This is a genomic window from Alloalcanivorax xenomutans, from assembly GCF_900217905.1.
Classification (GTDB): domain Bacteria; phylum Pseudomonadota; class Gammaproteobacteria; order Pseudomonadales; family Alcanivoracaceae; genus Alloalcanivorax; species Alloalcanivorax xenomutans.
This window is the reverse complement of the sequence record NZ_OBMO01000005.1, coordinates 120,362-140,831: the sequence shown is the minus strand read 5'-3', so window position 1 is coordinate 140,831 and position 20,470 is coordinate 120,362. Positions and strand designations below refer to the sequence as shown.

The 20,470-nt window shown below is 63.4% G+C and carries 15 protein-coding genes and 2 tRNA genes; 7 read left to right on the top strand and 10 right to left on the bottom strand.

Translation table 11 applies throughout. The features are described 5' to 3' along the window. Window positions 1-62 precede the first annotated feature (62 nt). The 10 genes from CRO06_RS05560 to CRO06_RS05515 all read right to left on the bottom strand — a co-directional run bounded on the left by CRO06_RS05560 (window position 63) and on the right by CRO06_RS05515 (window position 9,611). Window positions 63-1,412, bottom strand: coding sequence for a DUF1329 domain-containing protein (locus CRO06_RS05560; RefSeq protein ID WP_097057945.1), 1,350 nt, complete (start codon window positions 1,410-1,412; stop codon window positions 63-65). Then, complete coding sequence (gene pepN, locus CRO06_RS05555; protein ID WP_097057944.1) at window positions 1,412-4,039, bottom strand: aminopeptidase N; 2,628 nt, start codon at window positions 4,037-4,039, stop codon at window positions 1,412-1,414. Before pepN ends, CRO06_RS05560 begins: the two co-directional genes overlap by 1 nt. Continuing rightward, window positions 4,039-4,317 (bottom strand): YeaC family protein, encoded by a 279-nt coding sequence (locus CRO06_RS05550; protein WP_035451708.1) that lies wholly within the window; start codon window positions 4,315-4,317, stop codon window positions 4,039-4,041. The genes pepN and CRO06_RS05550 overlap by 1 nt, the downstream gene beginning before the upstream one ends. A 43-nt stretch (window positions 4,318-4,360) precedes the next feature. Beyond that, on the bottom strand, window positions 4,361-5,248 hold the full coding sequence (locus tag CRO06_RS05545; protein WP_014994154.1) for an NAD(+) kinase: 888 nt from the start codon (window positions 5,246-5,248) through the stop codon (window positions 4,361-4,363). 43 nt (window positions 5,249-5,291) lie between these two features. Next, entirely contained in the window at window positions 5,292-6,362 is a 1,071-nt protein-coding gene (locus CRO06_RS05540; RefSeq protein WP_022994427.1) for a cyclic nucleotide-binding domain-containing protein, read from the bottom strand. Window positions 6,363-6,477: 115 nt separating this feature from the next. Beyond that, window positions 6,478-7,827: a coiled-coil domain-containing protein gene (locus tag CRO06_RS05535; protein WP_055100740.1), complete on the bottom strand. Its 1,350-nt coding sequence runs from the start codon at window positions 7,825-7,827 to the stop codon at window positions 6,478-6,480. 650 nt (window positions 7,828-8,477) lie between these two features. Then, window positions 8,478-8,554: transfer RNA gene (locus CRO06_RS05530), tRNA-Asp, on the bottom strand. A 46-nt stretch (window positions 8,555-8,600) separates the two neighbouring features. Continuing rightward, window positions 8,601-8,676 (bottom strand) — tRNA-Val (locus CRO06_RS05525). A gap of 129 nt (window positions 8,677-8,805) precedes the next feature. Next, on the bottom strand, window positions 8,806-9,006 hold the full coding sequence (locus CRO06_RS05520; protein ID WP_022994424.1) for a hypothetical protein: 201 nt from the start codon (window positions 9,004-9,006) through the stop codon (window positions 8,806-8,808). After that, complete coding sequence (locus tag CRO06_RS05515) at window positions 9,003-9,611, bottom strand: TetR/AcrR family transcriptional regulator (RefSeq protein ID WP_022994423.1); 609 nt, start codon at window positions 9,609-9,611, stop codon at window positions 9,003-9,005. The genes CRO06_RS05520 and CRO06_RS05515 overlap by 4 nt, the downstream gene beginning before the upstream one ends. 217 nt (window positions 9,612-9,828) lie before the next feature. Between CRO06_RS05515 and CRO06_RS05510 the strand changes: the two genes are divergently transcribed. From CRO06_RS05510 to CRO06_RS05480, 7 genes are all read left to right on the top strand, one after another. Beyond that, window positions 9,829-11,604: an acyclic terpene utilization AtuA family protein gene (locus tag CRO06_RS05510; RefSeq protein ID WP_063139715.1), complete on the top strand. Its 1,776-nt coding sequence runs from the start codon at window positions 9,829-9,831 to the stop codon at window positions 11,602-11,604. Window positions 11,605-11,666: 62 nt separating this feature from the next. Further along, window positions 11,667-12,539, top strand: a complete 873-nt coding sequence (locus tag CRO06_RS05505; RefSeq protein WP_022994421.1) for an SDR family oxidoreductase — start codon at window positions 11,667-11,669, stop codon at window positions 12,537-12,539. A gap of 27 nt (window positions 12,540-12,566) precedes the next feature. Then, the gene (locus CRO06_RS05500) at window positions 12,567-14,177 is read left to right on the top strand and encodes an acyl-CoA carboxylase subunit beta (protein WP_097057943.1); all 1,611 of its coding nucleotides are present in this window, start codon (window positions 12,567-12,569) and stop codon (window positions 14,175-14,177) included. 108 nt (window positions 14,178-14,285) lie between these two features. Continuing rightward, window positions 14,286-15,443 carry an acyl-CoA dehydrogenase family protein gene (locus CRO06_RS05495; RefSeq protein WP_022994419.1) on the top strand — a complete coding sequence of 386 codons (1,158 nt, stop codon included), beginning with the start codon at window positions 14,286-14,288 and terminating at the stop codon, window positions 15,441-15,443. Between the two features lie 46 nt (window positions 15,444-15,489). Continuing rightward, entirely contained in the window at window positions 15,490-16,305 is an 816-nt protein-coding gene (locus CRO06_RS05490) for an enoyl-CoA hydratase/isomerase family protein (RefSeq protein ID WP_022994418.1), read from the top strand. Window positions 16,306-16,307: 2 nt separating this feature from the next. Continuing rightward, window positions 16,308-18,260, top strand: coding sequence for an acetyl/propionyl/methylcrotonyl-CoA carboxylase subunit alpha (locus CRO06_RS05485; protein ID WP_097057942.1), 1,953 nt, complete (start codon window positions 16,308-16,310; stop codon window positions 18,258-18,260). A gap of 368 nt (window positions 18,261-18,628) precedes the next feature. After that, window positions 18,629-20,458 (top strand): long-chain-acyl-CoA synthetase, encoded by a 1,830-nt coding sequence (locus CRO06_RS05480; RefSeq protein ID WP_022994416.1) that lies wholly within the window; start codon window positions 18,629-18,631, stop codon window positions 20,456-20,458. Window positions 20,459-20,470: the final 12 nt, after the last annotated feature.

The window sequence follows — 20,470 nt, the reverse complement described above, 5'->3', positions numbered from 1 at the left end:
CCACGGAAGGCCGGACCACAAAGCCGCTGTGGGAGCTTGCCTGCAGGTGCCTTGTCGATACCCTAACGACGGTCGGGCAAGACGGAAGGCAGAAAATCCCGCTCGTCCGGCAGTGTTTCCGGAAACAGCAGGCCACCGGGCTCGCTGGTCTCGGTGAAGCGCAAGTGATAGCGGCCCTCGCGCAGGTCATGATAGGCATCCAGGGCGGTCCAGACCGCCGGGAGTTGTGGATAGCATTTGCTGTAAGCCAGGCTGACCCGCCACAGCGCGCCGCGGAGGTCATACTGATCCGCCACCGCGATCTGCCAGCTGTCCTCGTCGATATAGAAACGGCGGCGCGAATAAATATGCCGCTCGCCTTCCCGCAGGCGCCCTTCCACCACCCACACCCGATGTCTTTCCCAGCGCGTCCCCGCCGGATTCAAATGTCCCCGACGCAGGGATTGGCCCTCCCGCTCCAGATCGATGTGAAAATCATTGTTGTACGGAATAAAACGCTCCACCGGCTGCGGGTAAAGCAAACGCCAGCGGTATTTGTCCAGCGCCCCGTTGAACAGATCCGCGTCGTCAACGGTACGCAGACCGTCACTGCCGGCCAGCACGGCGTCGTAGGCGATTTCCGGTGCCCGGCGCACACGCTGCCGCCCCACGTCATAGCCCCAGGACTGGCGTGGCATCCGCGCCGGGTCCAGGGTGTCGTACATCAGTACCGCGCCGCCGGCCAGCCGCGCCGGCGCCAGTATCCGCGAGTAGTAGTACAAGTAACGGGGCCCGATGCGCTCTCCGTCGAGGCGCTCATCGTAATAGGGAAAATACAGACTTTGACGCGAGCTGACGCGGCGGTAGCCGCCGCCGGCGCGCACCGACAGCTGACTGGACTGGCGCTCCATGAAAACACCGCGCCAGCGCAACAGATGGTTCCACATCGCCTGACGGCCGCGGTCACCGGCGTCGCCGTGCGGTATGGGGAAAGGGATACCGCCGAACGCTCCCGCAACGCCGCGCTCGGAAAGCGTCGCCCGCACCGCGTTGGCGGCGGTATTGCGATACACCCAATCCGGCGCCGCCGCGGTGCGGCGGCTGCGGTAGACCGGCAGGTAAAAGCTGTCGGGATAGCGGCGGATCATCGCCGCCACGCCCTGCGGCAGGTCCGCCTCGTACTCGGCCAGGTTGCCGGCGTCGATGCGCAACAGCGGCTGATCCGCCGCCGGCACTCGACAGCCCTCGCCGCGCCAGGGAGGGATCGCCAGCGGCGATGAGAGTGGCTGGGTATTACCGGCCCGTTCACCGCCCAGCGGTGTCAGGTCCGACGACAGCCGCCGCGCCTCCTGCTCGCTCACCGCCGCCGGCACCGGCTGCGCCGCCAGCCCGAGGGCCAGCCCGGCGAGCAAGAGCAGCGGATAGCGGTTCATCAGGCCCCGAGAATACGATCCAACACTTCCGCCAGATTGGCGGAGGCACCTTCACGCACTTCGCTCAGCGCGGTGCGCAGCGACGTCGACAGGTCCTCCCGCAGACGTTCCAGCCGCGCGGCGCCATTACCGAGCCGGGCGGCGATCTGCGGATTAATGGCGTCCAACGTCTTCAGAGCCTCCGCGAACAGGCGATGGCCGCTGCCATCCTCGGCGTGGAATGCCGAGGGATTGCCGTTGACCAGAGTGCCGATCAGCGCCCGCACTCGGTTGGGCAGAGTCCACTCGAAGTCGGGATGGGACATCAACGTTTTCACCCGCGCCACGGTGGCCGGTCCTGGCACCGCCGCCTGCACCGCGAACCACTGGTCCATCACCAGCGCTTCGTCCCGCCAGCGCTCGGCGAACTGCTCCAGCGCCGTCTCGGCGCCGTCCAGGCCATTGCTCACCAGAATCCCCAGGGCACCGATTTCCTCGGTCATGCAGGAGGCGTCGCGGAAAGTCCGTTGCAGGTCGTCGGCAATACCATCGGCTTTGGCCAGGCCCAGGTAGGACAGGGCCAGCATGCGCAGACGGCGTTTACCCATGGCATCACCATCGGCGCGATATTCCGGCTCCCGCAGGGACTCGGCCAGACGCCGCCAGTCTTCGTCGAGAGCCCGTCCCAGGGCCACCTTGAAAGCATGAGCGGCGCGGTGCACCCGGGCCGGATCCAGCGGCGCATGCCGGTCGCCGATGGCGGTCTCGGTGGGCAGGGTCAGCAGCAGCGCGGCCTGGGCCGGATCCTCGGCGGCACGCCGGATCACCCCTTCCAGGGCCGGGCGCAGCCGTTCCAGTTGCTGCTCGGCGCTCTCGCCCTGTTCGATGATGCGCGCCAGCGCCGAGAAGTACAGGCGTTGGGCGGCATCCCACCGGCAGAAACCATCGCTGTCGTGGGCCAGCAGTGTCTGCAGCTGGGTTTCGTCGAAGTCGTAGCGCAGGATCACCGGCGCCGAGAACCCCCGCAGCAGGGAGGGCGTCGGCTTGACCGGCAGCGGGAATGAGAAGGTCTGAGTGGCCCGCTCCAGAATCACCACGGTTTCGGTATCGCCCTGGTCGTTCAGCGCCAGCGGCTTGCCCCGCGGGTCCAGCAGCGCCAGTTTCACCGGAATCATCAGCGGCTGCTTGTCCGCCTGTCCCGGGGTGGCCGGGGTGTGTTGGCTCAGCGTCAGGCTGTAGAGGCCATCCACGTAGGTGTCCTCGGCCCTGACGATGGGGGTGCCGGCCTGGCTGTACCAGCGTTTGAAGCCGCTCAGGTCACGTCCGGATACCTCCTCCATGCAGGCGACGAAATCGTCACAGGTTACCGCCTGCCCGTCGAAACGCTCGAAATACAGGTCGGTGGCGCGGCGGAAGTCCTCGGCGCCAAGCAACTCATGCTGCATGCGCACTACTTCCGCGCCTTTCTCATACACGGTCAGGGTGTAGAAATTGTCGATCTTCTGGTACTGCGCCGGACGCACCGGGTGGGCCAGCGGACCCTGGTCTTCCGGGAACTGGTGGTTGACCAGAAAGTTCACGTTTTCCACCCGCACCACCGCCCGCGAATTCATATCCGAGGAGAATTCCTGATCGCGGAACACGGTGAAGCCTTCCTTGAGGCTGAGCTGGAACCAGTCCCGGCAGGTGACGCGGTTGCCGCTCCAGTTGTGGAAATACTCGTGGGCCACCACCGATTCCACCCGCTCGAAAGCGGCGTCGGTGGTGGTGGCCGGGTGGGCCAGCACACAGGCGGTGTTGAAGATGTTGAGCCCCTTGTTTTCCATGGCGCCCATATTGAAGTGGCTGACGGCGACTATCTGGAAGATATCCAGGTCGTACTCACGGCCATAGACCCGCTCATCCCAGGCCATGGCTTTTTTCAGCGACACCATGGCGTGATCGAGTTTGTCCAGATCCCGGTGTTCGGCATACAGATGCAACGCCACCTCACGCCCGGAAGCGGTGGTGAAGGTATCCTTGAGGCAGGCCAGATCGCCGGCCACCAGGGCGAACAGATAGCAGGGTTTGGGGAACGGGTCTTCCCAGGTGACCCAGTGCCGGCCGCCCTGCCCGTCGCCTTCGGACTCTTCTCCACTGGCTACCGGGTTGCCGTTGGACAGCAGCAGCGGGTAGTGCTCGCGATCGGCCCGCACCGTGGTGGTGAACCGGCTGAGCACGTCCGGACGATCCGGGAACCAGGTGATGCGGCGGAACCCTTCCGCCTCGCATTGCGTGCAGTACATGCCATTGGAGCGATACAGTCCCTCCAAAGCGGTATTCTTTTCCGGCTCGATGCGAACCACCGAGGTCAGCTCGAAGCGCTCCGGTACCGAGAACACGGTCAGACGGCCGTCCGCCTCGCGATAGCGGGAGGCCGGCAGCGCCGCGCCGTCCAGACTCAGTGACAACAGTTCCAGATGCTCGCCGTCGAGCACCAGGTCCTCCGGCCGGTCGTCCCGGGCCGGATTACGCTCCAGCGTCAGGGTGGCGGTGACCAGCGTGTGGCCATCGCGAATATCCACGTCCAGATGGGTTCGCGGAACCAGATAGGCCGGCGGCAGATAGTCCGCCAGGCGAGTGACATTGGCCGGGCTGCCATCACGCATCAGTGCTCTCCTTTCCGCTCGGGCGCCGGTTGCAGGGCCACCGGTTGCTCGCTGTCCGCCTCACTGCTCTTGCAATGTGAAGGCACATAACCGGTACGCTCCTGTTCTGGCAGATTCTTGGTTTCCCAGGCGATGATCGCCTGCAGGCACAGTTCACGCTGCTCGGCGGAGACCCGGCGGCCATCGGGCCAGCGCCCCAGTTCCACGGCGCGGCGCAGACCGTGCCACACCTCCAGGGTCATGGAATCAATCAACTGCTCGAAATTGGAAAAATTCATCATCCCTCTCGGGTCGCGACATGGGTGGGACGGCGGTTGGCCATCAATTATCCCCCGGACGGGTGCTCCAGCCCAGTTTGGAACGGCAGGCCTGATAGAAATCGTGCCCCGGCGGGTGGATCAACTGCAAACGGTGGGGTTTCTTGCGAATGGCGATGACATCGCCCAGCTGCAATCGCACCCCGGAAGTGCCGTCGCAGCTCACCAGGGGCTTCACTTTCTCGGTGGTGATCTGGATCTTGATCTCGCTGTTGCCGTCCACCACCAGGGGCCGGCTAGTCAGGGTGTGAGGGTTCATCGGCACCAGCACCATGGCGTCCAGACGGGGATGCATGATCGGGCCGCCACCGGACAGGGCATAGGCGGTGGAGCCGGTGGGTGTGGAGATGATCAGGCCGTCGGAACGCTGCCCATAGACGAAATGGCCATCAATGATCAGCTCGAAATCGATCATATGGACACTGTCACCGGAGAGCAGCACCACATCGTTGAGGGCGCTGCCCTCGCCCATCACCAGATTGCCGCGCCGCACTTCCATATCCAGCAGAAAGCGGCGCTCGGTGGTGTATTCCCCATCCAGCACCTGACCGACCCGGGATTCGATTTCCGAGGGCAGGATGTCGGTGAGAAATCCCAGGTGGCCGCGGTTCACCCCCAGCACCGGCACATCGTAACGGGCCAGGGTACGGGCCGCGCCCAGCAGGCTGCCATCGCCGCCGACCACGATCACCAGATCACAGGATTCGCCCATCTGAGCGGCGCTGGCCGCCTGCAGCCCCATTTCCGGGAGACTGCCGGCGATGTCCTTTTCCAGGATGACGGTGCAGTCGCGACCGTGCAAAAAGTGAATCAGCTGGCGCATGGAGTACAGCGCCTGCTCGCTTTCGGAACGGGCAATCAGGCCGATATTGCGAAATTTGTCTTGCGCCACATTAGTCCCGGGTTGGGCCCCAGCCCCGGATCCCCGGGACGGGCTATTCGAGATACTCGTGCAGGTGGTCGGCATTGCCGTTAAGGCCGCCTTCCAGCACGAACACGTCCAAGCCTGCGTTTTTTAACAAAAATGCCGCCGTGGCGCTACGCCGACCGGTGTCACAGTAGGCCACGTAGGCCTGTTTCGGGTCCAGCAACCGCGACTTCAGGCGCAGCACATTCAACGACATATTAGCGGCTCCGGACAGCCGATGGCGGTCAAACTCGTCGCCGGTGCGCACATCCAGCCAACGGGCGCCGGCGGCGATCTTCTCCCGGGCCTTGTCCACCGGCAGGGTGTGGATGATCGGTTCACGCAGCAGCGCGTCGAAATCGTCCCGCCCCAGCCGCATCAACACCCCGTCCGTGGCCATGGTGATGGTGGCGTTACGCGGCGTGCCGGACAGTAACGCCTCCTCGCCGAACCACTGCCCTTCCTCCAGCATCGCCACCGGCGTCGCCACCCCGGGGTTGCCCAGCTCGATGGACACCTCGCAGACCCCTTCCTTGATGATGTAGCAGCAATCCGCTTCCTCGCCCTGGCGGATGATCACCTCGCCTTCCTTGCAGCGGCGGGCGTGCAGGCGGCGGAAGATTTCCAGAATGTTGGCCGGCGGCACCCGGTGGAACAGGTTGGACTTCAGCAACCGGATCATCCAGTCGCGGTCATGCTGATAAGCGGCATTGGCGTTGATGTCGAGAATCACGTAACCGGCGGACTGATCCCAGGACAAAATGGTGTCCAGCCGGAAACTGTCGAAACGCACCACGCTGACCTCGGTCAGCGCCCGGGCGTCATCCCGACGTGGCTGAAAGTGACCGAGTGGATGCCAGGACGCGGCATCCCCGGCCCGCACCACACCGCGCTGCCCACTCTCGTTGAACAATTCCACGTCGCCGCTGAGCAGATAGATGGTGGCGTTATCGCGATCGCCCTGACGGAACAGAATATCGCCGGGTTCGTAACGGCAGACCTCCTGCTGATCCAGCAGCCAGTCGAGCTGATCGTTGGACAGCGCATTGACCGGCACGAACGCCTGCAATAAACGCTTATCGATGGACTCTTGAGCCATGAATGGCTTCCCCCCTTATCATTCGATCGCGCGAGTCCCCCCGACCCGCACGATCCGGCATGCTTAGCGTTTGTTTAAAGTCTTGAAGCAAGATACTTACCAGTTCGCGGCACGATTACCGGAACTTGAGCACATTATCGATGGCGGCATCCGAACGGCAGTGCGGACAGCGGTTGGAATTACAGTCGGACACGCCCGGCTTGAACTGATTCGGCACGTCCACCCGGATCACTCTTTTGCCACAGGCACGCGCTTCCGGCCCCACCGCCACCTGGCATACCGGATTTTCGTAGTGAGCCAGCCAGGCACGGTAGTGATCCTCGGTCACCAGGCATTTACGGGCGGCGAACGCCAGCGGGTTTTCCATGTAATCGGAAATCTGATCGGCACCGATGGAGACATGGCCGGCACCAGGATGGAAGGCGATGAAACTGAGACCCAGGCTCTCCAGTTTACGCAACATCTGCTCGCCGCCGGCATTGCTCACTTTCATCTGTTGATGCTTGAGGCCGGCCACGTCCTTGCGCAGTTGAGCGATCAGGTCGTCCCGGTTGAGCACCTCCATTTCCTTACTGTGCAATTCGTCGGCCAGCCGCGCCCGTTCTTCTTCCAGGCGCTGCTCCAGCTCCAACTGGTACTGCTGGCGCAGGCGCTCCGTTTCACTGCCCTGCTGGCGATCCTGAGCGGCCTGCTCCTGCTGATCCCGGCGCAGTGTCTCCAACTGTTCCTTGAGTGAGCTGTTCTGTTCGCGCAACGCCGCGTTCTGGGACTTCAGCGTCTTGAACTGCATCAGCACCTTTTCCAACTGCGTATTGAGGATTTCCTCTTTCTGCTGCTGGGCATAGCGCAGTTGCGCCATCTCTTCCTTCTGTCCGCTCTCCAGGGTATGGATGCGCAGACGCAGTTCCTTGATGGTGCGGGCCAGCCTTACCCGTTCCGGATCCGGCTCGGCGGCGCCGAGAGTGGGAATGTCCTCCTCGGACAGCACCGGCGGCGCCGTCGGCGGTGGCAGATCCTCGTCCATCTCCAGGCCCATCTTCGGCCCGCGCTGGCGCAACAGATCCCGCACCGCGACGAAGTCGTTGGCGCCGGGCTTCATCGATGGATCCCACAATTGGTCCTGGTGCCATGCCACCGGGCACTGGCTGCGGCAGGCCAGCCGGATCGGACCGCTGCCCATGTCCGGGCCAGGGCCGCCGTGCTCGGCCAGATGGCGCAACGGAATATTCCAGGTGGTATCGGCCATGCCGTCTTCGTCGAAGCCGATCAGAAACAACACCAGCGCCTTGACCTTCAACTGTCCGTTGACCAGACAGTAGGCACCTCGCATCTCTTTGCGGGCGAACTCCGGCACCCCCACCATGCCGTCCAGAATCGCCTCGAAGTCGGCGTAGAGCATGCTTTTGGTGATGTGGTGCTCGGCAAAGAACACTATTGCTTCAGAGGTAACGGAGGACCCCGCCATCTCGCCTTCCCCGGGTCATGTCTTTATCGTTTTATCCGCCTCGCGAACCGTCGGGTGACCAGGCTCGTCACAATCTGCCGATCGCGGACAGCTACGACAAAAGTGTGAACCGGCTTTTAGGTAAAAGAAAGGGGTTGCTCGGGAAAGGTAATCAGAACGCTGAGTGCTTCACAGAATCGGGAGGGGTTGGCCCATCGGGCCGGAGGGGTGACGACGGGGGATCAGAGCTCCACACCGTCGTCATCGTTTTCCCAGTCGCCTTCCACCAGCTCTTCCAGGGTTTCCAGCCACAGTTTTTCCTGCATCCGTTCTTCGAAGTAATGATCCATGGTTATTCTCCTTTACGTTTCATTCTGTATTTTCAAATCAAAGATTGTCGGATCAACTTTAGCGTCCCCTTGGTGACCCTTTCATGACAGGGGTCAAAAGGCGCTTACAGGGCCTGTTCACACTATTTCCATCGCGCCTTCATTGGTGGCTTTTTAGCCACAACTGGCGGGACGCAAGCAGTGTGAACAGGCCTTAAGAATAAGAACATCAGGAGAGGGGGAAGTTCCGCGGTGGCCTGGCGCCACAAAAGAAAAAGCCGCATCGAAATACTCGATGCGGCTCCTTAATACATGGAAAAAGGCTAAGATCATGAAAAATGTTGGCGGAGCGGACGGGACTCGAACCCGCGACCCCCGGCGTGACAGGCCGGTATTCTAACCAACTGAACTACCGCTCCGAACTTTCCGTGAAAGGGCGGCGTAGACGCCATCCTTTCGGGAAACTGGTGGGTGGTGACGGGATCGAACCGCCGACCCTCTGCTTGTAAGGCAGATGCTCTCCCAGCTGAGCTAACCACCCGCATCGCGTTGCGAAGTGGGCGCCATTTTAGGGATTGGCCCCGGAGTGTCAACGGCTTTCTGCGAAAAAACCTGCCGTTCGTTCATATTTTCGTCGCACTGTCGAATAAACGCCCATTTTGGCTGCATTTCAGCCGGAATCCGCCTCCGATTCGCGCTCTTCAATCCACCTTTTCGCCTGCTCCAGGGTGAAGCGCCCGGGCACGGCCCGGCCACTGGGCTCGGCCACCAGATAATGACTCACCCGCAACTGCCAGGTGGCGCGGTCCAATTCCCCTTCTTCCATGATGGTATAGCCGGTGCGTCCCCAGGCGAAGCCATTGCCGATCACGCCGCGCCCTCCTCACTCTCCTCGCCGACCACCCGGTCGACGATCAGATCCGCCAGACCTTCCACCGAAAGACTGCGGGACTGATCAAACCAGTTATGGGTCCAGCCGGTCATGCCGGTGATCAGCCGCCGCATGATGAACGGGTCGGCCCGGAAACGGCCTTCCTTATGGAGATCCGCGAGCACGTCCAGCCAGAGCTGCTCATAAATGTCCCGCAAGGCCAGCGCTTCGCGCTGCTTGTCCGCATTGAGGCAACGCCACTCGGTCACCAGCACCGTCATCGCCTCGCTGGTATCGCCGACGATGGCGGTCAGTTCCGCGCGCACCAGTGCCCGCAACCGCTCCACCGGCCGATCCTCGGCGGCGATGGCGGCGCGCAGACGCTCGGTATTGAAGTGGATAACTTCCTCCATCACCGCGAACAGGATCTCTTCCTTGGTTTTGAAATGGTGGAAGATGGACCCGCTCTGGATCCCCACCACGGCGGCGATATCGCGCACCGTGGTGCGTTCATACCCCTTGTCGCGAAACAGTTGGGCGGCGGCGCTGAGCAGGCGCCCCCGCGGACTGTCGTCAATGCCGTGTACAGCGCGTGCTTGTGTCATTGGTTCCTCCTGATCGGCCGGCATTATACGCATTACACAACATGGGCATCAGACTGGGCATCAGACAATGCCGCTGGCCGGTTCGGCCGTGGACCTGAGCGTTTCGGTCAAGGGGCGTGGCCGATTCCATATTTACATACCAAGCGCTTGCTTGGTAGTGTTGAGCCACTCCGTCACCGGCCCATTCGTCATGAAGGAAGGAAGAAGGAACAACACCATGAGCGATCTGACCCGCATCGGCTGCGCCGCCGGCTTCTGGGGCGATACCAACAGCGCCGCCTTCCAACTGGTCCGCCAGGGCAATATCGACTATCTGGTGTTCGACTATCTGGCCGAGGTCACTTTGTCGATCATGGCCGGGGCGCGCATGAAGGACGCCAACGCCGGCTACGCCCACGATTTCGTCACCCAGGTGATGGCGCCGCTGGCCCGGGAGATCAAGGACAAGGGCATCAAGGTGATCAGCAACGCCGGCGGCGTGAATCCCCGCGCCTGCCGGGATGCTCTGCGGAAAGTGTTCGCCGAGGCCGGCGTCGAGATGAACATCGCCCTGGTGGAAGGCGACGATCTTAATCCACGCCGGGCCGAGTTCACCGACTGCCGGGAAATGGACACCGGCGCGGCCTTGCCGCCGATTACCGTGACCATGAATGCCTACCTTGGCGCCCTGCCGATCAAGGCCGCTCTGGACGCCGGCGCCGACCTGGTGCTGACCGGCCGCATCGCCGACTCCGCGCTGGTGCTGGGCCCGTTGCTGCATGAGTTCCAGTGGCCGGACGACGACTACGACCGGCTGGCCCAGGGCTCCCTGGCCGGCCATCTGATCGAGTGCGGCGCTCAATGCACCGGCGGCAACTTCACCGATTGGCGCGATGTGCCCGGCTTCGACAACATGGGCTTCCCGGTCGCCGAATGCCACCGGGACGGTACCGTGGTGATCACCAAACCGGCGGACACCGGGGGACTGGTCACCCCCGCCACCGTCGGCGAACAACTGCTCTATGAAATCGGCGACCCGCGTCAGTACATCCTTCCCGATGTGGTCTGTGACTTCACCAACGTCACTCTCACCCAGGACGGGCCGGATCGGGTCAAAGTCAGCGGCGCGCGCGGGCTCCCCCCCACCGACACCTACAAGGTGTCCGCCACCTACCCCGACGGCCAACGCATCACCGCCTCTTTCCTGATGGGCGGCATCGACGCTCCCGCCAAGGGCCAGGTGGTGGCGGACGCCATCCTCGGCAAGGTGGCGGCGCAGTTCAAACAGGCGGGGCTGGCGCCCTTCCGGGATGTCAGCGTGGAAATCCTCGGCAGCGAGGCCACCTACGGCAACCAGGCGCGCCGCCAGGACAGCCGCGAAGTCGTGGTGAAAATCGCCGCCCTGCACGACGACCGCAAGGCCCTGGGTCTGTTCGCCCGGGAAATCGCCCAGGCCGCCACCGGCATGGCCCCTGGTTTGTCCGGTCTGGTCGGCGGCCGGCCCAAGCCGATGCCCCGTATTCGTCTTTATTCCACCCTTATCGGTAAACAGAAGGTGCCGGTCACGGTGGACGTCAACGGTGAAACCCTGCCGGTGGCCATTCCCGCCGGCGAGCCGCTGACGAAACCAGCCCCGCAAGCGGACGGCGAGACTGCCTCCGGCGACACCGAGGTGCCGTTGGTGAAACTGGCCTGGGCCCGCTCCGGCGACAAGGGCAACCACGCCAACATCGGCGTTATCGCCCGGGACCCGGTTTACCTGCCCTATTTACGCGCGGCGCTGAGTGAGGCCGCGGTGGCGGACTACATGCGGCATGTGCTCGATCCGGAAACCGGCTCGGTCAGCCGCTGGGAGCTGCCCGGCATGCACGCCTTCAATTTCCTGCTGCGCAACGCGCTGGGCGGCGGCGGTATCGCCAGTCTGCGCATTGATCCGCAGGGCAAGGCGTTCGCGCAACAGTTGCTGGACATGCCGGTGGCGGTGCCCAACACCCTGGCCGCGTCTCTGCATTGACTCCGTGGCGGCCCGCCCCAGAGGCGGCCGTCACCTGGCTCATTGATAAAGGAAAACAAACCATGTCCTACCGTTCCGTCTTTCGGGAAAATCTGTTCGCCGACCGCAACATCATCGTCACCGGCGGCGGCTCCGGTATTGGCCGTTGCACCGCGCATGAATTGGCGGCGCTCGGGGCGCGGGTGGTCCTGATCGGCCGCAGCGAGGACAAGCTGCGGGAAGTGGCCGGGGAAATACAGCAGGACACCGGCCGCGAGGCCCTGTATTTCAGTTGCGACATCCGTGAGGAGGAGCGGGTGCGCGCGACCGTGGCCCGGATCTATCAGGCCGTGGGTCAGGTACACGGCCTGGTCAACAACGCGGGCGGCCAGTTCCCCGCACCGCTGGCGCTGATCAGCCAGAAAGGCTGGGAAACGGTGATCCGCACCAACCTCACCGGCGGCTTTCTGATGGCCCGGGAAGTGTTCACCCAGGGCATGAACCAGCACGGCGGCGCCATCGTCAACATCGTCGCCGACATGTGGGGAGGCATGCCGGGCATGGGGCACTCCGGCGCCGCCCGCGCTGGCATGGACAATTTCACCAAGACCGCCTCGGTGGAATGGGGATGCTGCGGCGTACGAGTGAACGCGGTGGCCCCGGGCTGGATCGCCTCCTCCGGCATGGACACCTATCCGGAGGCGTTTCAGAACATTCTTAAAACCCTGCGTGCCGCGGTGCCACTGAAACGCATGGGCGTGGAAGCGGAAGTGTCCTCGGCGATCTGTTTCCTGCTCAGCGACGCCGCCGCCTTCATCAGCGGCGACACGCTGCGTATCGACGGCGGCGCCAGCCAGGGCAACGTGGCCATCTTCCCGTTGCCGGAGCACAAGCGCAGCGAACCCTTCGACGGCTTCCACCGCGCCATCACTCCCGCCATTTTCAAACAAGACTGATTCCGCGCCAACCGACAGGACCCGATCATGCCCGTACTCGAAACCAGCCTGGACGTGAACAGCGACAGCTTCCGCGAAAGCCGGGATGCCATGCTCAAGGCAGTGGAAGAATTCCGCGCCATCGAACAAGGCGTGGTGGACGCCTCCGAAGCCAAACGCGCCAAATTCGAAAAACGGGGTCAACTATTGCCCCATGAGCGAGTCGCCCGTCTGCTCGATCCGGGCTCACCGTTCCTCAGCCTGATGAACCTGTCCGGCTATGGCATGCACGACGACAAGGACGGCACCGAAGCCGGCGGCGGCAGCATCGCCGGTATCGGCTATGTGGCCGGAGTGCGCTGCCTGGTCACGGCGTCCAACTCGGCTATCAAGGGTGGCACCATCACCCCGTCCGGACTGCACAAAACGCTGCGTCTGCAACGCATCGCCCTGGAGAACAAGCTGCCGGTGGTGAGTCTGGTGGAATCCGGTGGCGCCAATCTGAACTACGCCGCCGAGGTGTTCGTCGAGGGCGCGCGGACCTTCGCCAACCAGGCACGTCTGTCCGCCGCCGGCATCCCGCAGATCACTGTGGTGCACGGCAACGCGACCGCCGGCGGCGCCTATCAACCGGGCCTCTCCGATTACGTTATCGTGGTCCGCGACCGCGCCAAGATGTTTCTCGCCGGGCCGCCATTGCTGAAAGCGGCCACCGGCGAGATCGCCACCGACGAAGACCTCGGCGGCGCGGAAATGCACACCGGTGTGGCCGGCACCGCCGAGTATCTGGCCGACGACGACGCCGATGGCATTCGCCAGGCGCGGGACCTGATGGGTGTGCTCGGCTGGCGCGACGATGCGCCGGCCACCGATGAATGGGCACCGCCACGCTACGATGAAGAGGAACTGCTTGGCGTGGTGCCCAGCGACGCCAAGAAGCCCTATGACGTGCGTGAGGTGATCGCGCGGATCGCCGACGATTCCAACTTCGTCGACTTCAAGAACGACTGGGATGCCGCCACCGTATGCGGCTGGATCGCCATCGAAGGCCAACCCGTGGGCGTGCTTGGCAACAACGGGCCGATCACCCCGCGCGGCGCGGCCAAGGCAGCCCAGTTCATTCAATTGTGTGACCAGAGCAATCGGCCGTTGCTGTTTCTACACAACACCACCGGCTTCATGGTCGGCACCGACGCCGAACGCAACGGCGTGATCAAACACGGCTCGAAAATGATTCAGGCGGTGGCCAACGCCCGGGTGCCGAAAATCTCCATCGTTATCGGCGGCTCCTACGGTGCCGGCAACTACGCCATGTGCGGCCGGGGCCTGGATCCACGCTTTATTTTCGCCTGGCCCAATTCCCGTGTGGCGGTGATGGGCGGCCAGCAGGCCGGCATGGTGCTGCGTATCGTCGCCGAGGCCAAACAGCGGGCCAACGGTATCGAACCGGATGAGAAAGTGCTGGAGATGCTGCAGCAAAGCACCGCGCAGAAACTGGACGCGCAATCCACCGCGCTGTACGGCACCGCCCATCTATGGGACGACGGCATCATTGACCCACGCGATACCCGCCGGGTGCTGGCCTATGTTCTGGATATCTGCCGCCAGGCGGAGCACCGCCAACTCAATGGCAACACCTTTGGCGTGGCAAGACTATGAATGAAGTTGACAGTTAACAGTGAATAGTTAACAGCGAAAATCAAAGGCGGCTCAAAAATCAGCCTGGAAGCCAGTCAAACCGAATAGAACACATAGCAGGAGTGTGTCATGAAATTCACGCAGGAACATGAAGAACTGCGCCGCACGGTACGTCAATTCGTCGACAAGGAAATCAATCCGCATGTAAAGGAATGGGAGGCGGCCGGCCGTTTTCCGATTCATGAGGTGTTCAAGAAAATGGGCGACCTCGGCCTGCTCGGCGTCACCAAGCCGGTGGAGTACGGCGGCATGGGGCTGGACTATTCCTACGGCATGGTAATGAGCGAGGAGATGGGCACGGTGCATTGCGGTGGCGTGCCGCTGGCGGTGGGCGTGCAGACCGACATGGCGACACCGGCCCTGGCCCGCTTCGGTTCCGACCAGTTGCGCCGGGACTATCTGGCGCCCGCCATCGCCGGTGACATGGTGGCCTCCATCGCCGTTTCCGAACCGCAGGCCGGTTCCGATGTGGCGGCGGTGAAAACCACGGCAAAAAAAGACGGCGACGATTACGTCATCAACGGCACCAAGATGTGGATCACCAATTCGCCCAGCGCCGACTTTTTCTGCCTGCTGGCGAACACCTCCGATGACAAGCCGCACATCAACAAGTCCCTGATCGTGGTCCCCAAGGACGCCGCCGGCATCACCGTGGACAAGCCGCTGGACAAACTGGGCATGCGCTCCTCGGAAACCGCCCAGGTGTTCTTCGATAACGTGCGCGTGCCGCAACGCAACCTGATCGGCCAGGAAGGCATGGGCTTCATGATGCAGATGATGCAGTTCCAGGAAGAGCGCCTGTTCGCCGCCTCCAACAGCCTCAAGGGCATGGAACACGTGATCAACGAAACCATCGAGTACGCCCGCGAGCGCAAGGTGTTTGGCATGAGCCTGCTGGACAATCAGACCGTGCACTTCCGTCTGGCCGAATTGCAAACCGAGGTGGAAGCCCTGCGCGCCCTCACCTACCGCGCCTGTGACCTCTACATCAACGGCCAGGACGTGCTGCAACTGGCCTCCATGGCGAAACTGAAGGTGGGCCGGCTGGCACGGGAAGTGGCGGACTCCTGCCTCCAGTTCTGGGGTGGCAACGGCTTCATGTGGGACAACCCGGCCAGCCAGCTCTATCGTGATGGCCGGCTTGGTTCCATTGGCGGCGGCGCCGACGAAATCATGCTCGGCATCATCTGCAAGACCATGAACACGCTGCCGGGCAAAAAGAAATAATGGATCGGACCTCCGACGTCAGCCCCAAAGCCGAGTGAGACCTGCCATGACGCTACCTGAAACCGAAACAATCACCCTCCACCGTGATGGTACCACCCTCTCCGTCACGCTGAACCGGCCGCAAAGCCGCAACGCCATGAGCCTGATCATGGTTGACGAGCTGATGGCGGTATTCGACTGGGTGGAAGCCAATCCGGATGTCCGTGCCGTGGTGTTGCGTGGCGCCGGCGGCCATTTCTGCGCCGGCGGCGACATCAAGGACATGGCCGGCGCCCGTCAGCAGGCGGCGGCCGGCGACGATCAGGCGTTCTTCACCCTGAACCGGCGTTTCGGCGCCATGGTCAGCCGCGCCGAAAGGCTGCCGGCGGTTTTGGTGTGCGTATTGGAAGGCGCCGTGCTCGGCGGCGGCTTTGGTCTGGCGTGCGTCTCCGATGTGGCGCTGGCCGCCGGCGATGCCCGCTTCGGGCTGCCGGAAACCGGCCTGGGCGTGATTCCGGCGCAGATCGCCCCGTTCGTGGTACGCCGCATCGGCCTGACCCAGGCCCGCCGGCTGGCGCTCACCGGCGGCCGCTTCGATGGTCACGGCGCCCAGGCGCTCGGGGTGGTGCACGAGGTGGCCGATTCCACCGAGGAGCTGGAGCAACGGTTGCGGCAGGTGCTGGAACAAATCCGCCGGTGCGCGCCCCACGCCAACCGGGTGACCAAGCAATTGGTGCTGAGCGTGGACGAGCAGCCGCTGGACGCGGTGCTTGATCAGGCCGCCCGGGACTTCGCCGACGCCGTCACCAGCGAGGAGGGTCAGGAAGGCACACTGGCCTTCGTACAGAAACGCGCACCGTCCTGGTCGACGGATAAGGAATAACCATGAGCTTCGACAAAATTCTGATCGCCAACCGTGGCGAAATCGCCTGCCGCGTCATCGCCAGTGCCCAGGCCCTGGGTTATCGCACCGTGGCGGTGTATTCCGAGGCGGACCGCGATGCCCGCCATGTACGGTTGGCGGATGAAGCACTTTGTATCGGGCCGGCCAATGCCACCGCTTCCTACCTCAACATCGGCGCGCTGCTCGACGCCTGCCGCCGCAGCAGCGCCGACGCGGTCCACCCAGGCTACGGTTTCCTTTCTGAAAACAGCGACTTCGCCCGGGCCTGCGAGAACGCCGGCATCACCTTTATCGGCCCGCCGGTGGCCGCGATCCGGCTGATGGGCTCGAAACGGCTGTCGAAAATCGCCATGGAAGAGGCCGGGGTGCCCTGTGTGCCCGGTTATCAGGGCGAGGATCAGAGTGACGATACCCTGCTGCGAGAAGCGCGGCGCATCGGCCTGCCACTAATGATCAAGGCCAGCGCCGGCGGCGGCGGACGCGGCATGCGCGTGGTCACCGACGAGACGGAGATCCCGGCGCAACTGAACAGCGCCCGCCAGGAAGCCCGTAACAGCTTCGGCAACGACGAGCTGATCCTGGAGCGGGCGGTGAGCACGCCGCGCCACGTGGAAATTCAGGTGTTCGGGGATCACCACGGCAATGTCATCCACCTCGGTGAGCGGGACTGCTCGGTGCAACGCCGCCATCAGAAGGTGGTGGAGGAAGCCCCCTCCCCGGCCCTGGACGCAACCTTGCGGCGGCGCATGGGCGAGGCGGCGGTCAATGCCGCCCGCGCCTGCGGCTATGTGGGCGCGGGCACGGTGGAGTTCCTGCTGGGCGCCGACGGTGAGTTCTATTTTCTGGAGATGAATACCCGTCTGCAGGTGGAACATCCGGTTACCGAACTGGTCACCGGCCAGGATCTGGTGGCCTGGCAACTGAAAGTGGCCGCCGGCGAAGCCCTGCCGCTGACCCAGGACCAGGTCACCCTGACCGGTCACGCCATGGAGGTCCGCCTCTATGCGGAGGATCCCGCCCAGGGCTATCTGCCGCAAACCGGCCCGGTACGGCGCTGGCGCCCGGCCAGCGGAGAAGGGATCCGGGTGGATCACGGCCTGCGTGAAGGCGACCAGGTGGGCAGCCACTACGACCCGATGCTGGCCAAGATCATCGCCCACGGCGCCACTCGGGAGGAAGCCCGGCGCCGGCTGCTGCGCGCGGTGGAAGACACCGTGCTCGCCGGCGTCAATGACAACCGTGCCTTCCTGGCCGCGATCCTGCGCCACCCGGTGTTCGCCGCCGGTGAAGCCACCACCGCCTTTATTGGCGCCGATTTCGCCGGCGACCCCAGTCTCACGCCCGCACAACCCGGTGATGCCTTGTGGTCGGTGGCGGCGCTGCTGTTCGCCCGGCACCAGGATCACCGCCGGAACGGGCCAGGCCGCGGCTGGCAGTCCAGCGCCCTGGGCGCGCAGCCTCTGACGCTGGGCTGTGGCGAGCACAGCCGGACCCTCACCCTCCAGGGAACCCGTGTCGCGGGTGAACTACCGGTGGCGCTGGAGGAAATGGATGACGAATCCGTCGTCGCCGAAGTGGATGGCATCCGCCGCCGCTTTCATTGGTGCCGACACGGTGATCAGCTATGGCTGCAACACGGCGCCGACAAGGCCGTGTTCCAGGACCTGACCCATCAGCCGGCCGCCGGCCGGGACGGCCCTGGCTCCGGCCGGCTGAGCGCGCCCATGGACGGCGCCGTGGTGAGCCTCTCCGCCAGCGTCGGCGAGCAGGTGCGGCGCGGCCAGGTGCTGGCCGTCATGGAGGCGATGAAAATGGAGCATGTGCTCAAAGCCGATTGCGACGGCACCGTGACCGAGGTGGCGGTGGCGGTGGGCGATCAGGTACGGCGCCAGCAATTACTGGTGGCGCTGGAAGCGGACGTGGCCCCAACCTGATGGCGCGCTCCCCCGGCGGCCGGGCAAATGCCCTGGCCTCCGGGCTGTGTTTGAATGGCGGCTGGCGTGGGGCTCCATTGTCCCGATTGGCGATGTTTTAACCAATCAGGACGGTGACCGATGGGTCCGTTCGATCACCGCTTGCCCGCCTCCGGGGCGCCGGTTATGGTAGCGCCCATCCGCGGTCGACTTACGATTGTTCGCCGCGAATATTTGGTCATCTCCGGATCACGGCGCATCCCCCCTCCTATTGTCGGAGCGGCGGCGGCACGCCTTCGGAGAAGCCCTTTTCAGCCCTTTGCTGGTAGTGGACTCCCGGCACGACCCGGGTATTCCAAGAACATAGAGAATCAGAGAGTGGAGATGCCATGAGCAGCGCCGACGTCATTACGTTGCCGAAGATTCTGTCGAAGGTTCCCGAGATCGTTGCCAATCTGCCCGGGCTGTTGAAGGGCTCCAAGATGAGCAAGATCACCGACACCACCAAACCGCTGGGGCTGGGGGTCGAATTCGAGGCCGCCACCGCCGCCAACCCCAACGGCATCGCCGTTATTCACCAGGACACCGAACTCACCTACCGGCAATTCAACGCCTGGGCCAACCGCATCGCCGACTACTTCGCCTCCATCGGGCTGAAGAAAGGCGACACCGTGGTGGTGGATATCGAGAACCGCCCGGAACTGGTGGCCACGGTGCTGGCCTGTGCCAAACTGGGCATCTGCGCCGCTCTGGTGAACACCTCCCAGCGAGGCAAGGTCCTCACCCACAGCATCAATCTGGTGGAGCCCAAGGCCGCCATCATCGGCGGCGAATTGATCGAAGCCATCGAGGAAGTCCGTGACGATCTGGATCTGAAGACCAACTTCTTCTATCTGGCCGATGCCGACACGCTGCAAAATCCGGGTGAAGCACCGGCCGGCTACAAGAACCTGGCCACCGAGATCCAGAACTGCTCCAGCGAGAACCCGGCCGGCACCAACCAGAGCCGTCTCAAGGATCCGCTGTTCTACATTTACACCTCCGGCACCACCGGTCTGCCGAAGGCGGTGGTCTTCAACCACGGCCGCTGGCAAAAAGCGTTCGGCGCTTTCGGCTACTCCGCCGTGCGCCTGGACAAGGACGATCGCCTGTATTGCACTCTGCCCTTCTACCATGCCACCGGCATGGTCATCTGCTGGGCCTCCGTGATCGCCGCCCGTGGTGGCCTGGTGCTGGCGCGCCGCTTCTCCGCCAGCCGCTTCTGGGACGATATCCGTCAGCATAACTGCACCGCGTTCGGCTATGTCGGCGAGTTGTGCCGTTATCTGCACGAGCAGCCCCGCAAGGCCGACGACAGCAACAACCGCGTGCACACCATCGTTGGCAACGGTCTGCGGCCGAGTATCTGGAAAGACTTCAAGGAGCGTTTCGGCATTGAACGCGTGGAGGAGTTCTACGCCTCTTCCGAGGGCAACGTGGCCTTCACCAATGTGTTCAACTTCGACAACACCGTGGGCTTTTCCCCGGTGAGCTACGCTATCGTCAAGTACGACAAGGAAGCGGATCAGCCGGTGCGCGACGCCAAGGGTTTCATGATCAAGGTGAGCAAGGGCGAGTCCGGCCTGATGCTCGGTGAGATCACCGACAAGACCCCGTTCGACGGCTATACCGACAAGGAAAAAACCGAAAAGGCGATCTTCCGCGACGTGTTCAAGAAAGGCGATGCCTGGTTCAACACCGGCGATATGATGCGGGACATTGGTTTCCGCCACGCCCAGTTCGTCGATCGTCTCGGTGACACCTTCCGCTGGAAAGGGGAAAACGTCTCCACCACCGAAGTGGAACAGATCCTGGATGGCTTCGAGGCGATCATCGAGTCGGTTGTTTACGGGGTGGAAATTCCCGACACCAACGGCCGCGCCGGCATGGCCGAGCTGCGTCTGGACCGGCCCCACGACGAGGTGGATTTCCAGGCCCTGTGCGACTATCTCAAACGTGAGTTGCCGCCCTATGCCATTCCGGTATTCCTGCGCATTACCGACCATGGAGTGGAAACCACCGGCACCTTCAAGCACCAGAAAAACAAGCTGAAGGACGAGAAATACGACCTGAGCAAACACGACGATCCGGTCTACGTTCTGCTGCCCGGCGAAAACTGCTACCAGCGCCTCAGCGAAGAAATGCAGAAGGGTATCGACGGCGGCGAATATCGTTTCTGAGTCTGTTTGCCG

Bases quoted from the DNA above. Each gene is read 5' to 3' on its own strand.
- CRO06_RS05535 (WP_055100740.1), bottom strand. From the start codon at position 7,827: ATGGCGGGGTCCTCCGTTACCTCTGAAGCAATAGTGTTCTTTGCCGAG.
- pepN (WP_097057944.1), bottom strand. From the start codon at position 4,039: ATGCGTGATGGCAGCCCGGCCAATGTCACTCGCCTGGCGGACTATCTG.
- CRO06_RS05550 (WP_035451708.1), bottom strand. From the start codon at position 4,317: ATGAATTTTTCCAATTTCGAGCAGTTGATTGATTCCATGACCCTGGAG.
- CRO06_RS05500 (WP_097057943.1), top strand. From the start codon at position 12,567: ATGCCCGTACTCGAAACCAGCCTGGACGTGAACAGCGACAGCTTCCGC.
- CRO06_RS05480 (WP_022994416.1), top strand. From the start codon at position 18,629: ATGAGCAGCGCCGACGTCATTACGTTGCCGAAGATTCTGTCGAAGGTT.
- CRO06_RS05560 (WP_097057945.1), bottom strand. From the start codon at position 1,412: ATGAACCGCTATCCGCTGCTCTTGCTCGCCGGGCTGGCCCTCGGGCTG.
- CRO06_RS05515 (WP_022994423.1), bottom strand. From the start codon at position 9,611: ATGACACAAGCACGCGCTGTACACGGCATTGACGACAGTCCGCGGGGG.
- CRO06_RS05505 (WP_022994421.1), top strand. From the start codon at position 11,667: ATGTCCTACCGTTCCGTCTTTCGGGAAAATCTGTTCGCCGACCGCAAC.
- CRO06_RS05510 (WP_063139715.1), top strand. From the start codon at position 9,829: ATGAGCGATCTGACCCGCATCGGCTGCGCCGCCGGCTTCTGGGGCGAT.
- CRO06_RS05490 (WP_022994418.1), top strand. From the start codon at position 15,490: ATGACGCTACCTGAAACCGAAACAATCACCCTCCACCGTGATGGTACC.
- CRO06_RS05540 (WP_022994427.1), bottom strand. From the start codon at position 6,362: ATGGCTCAAGAGTCCATCGATAAGCGTTTATTGCAGGCGTTCGTGCCG.
- CRO06_RS05485 (WP_097057942.1), top strand. From the start codon at position 16,308: ATGAGCTTCGACAAAATTCTGATCGCCAACCGTGGCGAAATCGCCTGC.
- CRO06_RS05495 (WP_022994419.1), top strand. From the start codon at position 14,286: ATGAAATTCACGCAGGAACATGAAGAACTGCGCCGCACGGTACGTCAA.